This is a genomic window from Vibrio sp. 2134-1, assembly GCF_033339495.1.
This window is the reverse complement of sequence record NZ_JAWOUS010000733.1, coordinates 1-576: the sequence shown is the minus strand read 5'-3', so window position 1 is coordinate 576 and position 576 is coordinate 1. Positions and strand designations below refer to the sequence as shown.

The following is a 576-nucleotide window of genomic DNA, read 5'->3' as shown; positions in this document are numbered from 1 at the left end:
AACTGCTTCCCTTTCTTATTCAACACCCACTGATCTGGAACATGGTATCGACCATATTGGTCGGTCTCGATAATGATGCCCTCGACGGTAAGCAGTCGAACACCCGGAATACCGTCTTCATAAAGCCCTTTGTTCTCAACGACGATCTCCCAAAGGTACTCATCCCCGTCGCGATAAAGGTTTCTCTCTACATCGATGTTCTCTGCCGACAGGCCTTTTTGCTTATCACCTTTATGCTTGGTAATCGCATTGCCTTGTTGGTCGAACTCGATGTGCGTGCCGTTATCGGTGGTCACCTTGAATGAGAAGCCTTGGCGAGTGCGTGTTTTGAATTGGAACGCCACTTGGTTGCTCTGCTTAAGCGTTCGGTTACGAGACAAGCCATATAGCTCATCCACTTCGTAGCCTTTATCCATTCTCGACATCACTACAGGTTGACCTTGCAGTTTACCCGTCACATCTTTGAGCTGAGTTTCTACGCCATCTTGGATAATGAAGGTCGAGTTCGGAACGTAATCACCTAGCGCAAGGTCAATGTCGATGAGAACATCGTCCGCGGTTGCATCTGCTTGAAAA

Annotated in this window: 1 protein-coding gene; it reads right to left on the bottom strand. The window is 48.1% G+C overall.

Annotated elements, in window-relative coordinates; all coding sequences use genetic code 11:
- On the bottom strand, positions 1–576 hold a 576-nt coding region (locus tag R7R78_RS28240), incomplete at both ends, for a hypothetical protein (RefSeq protein WP_225474866.1).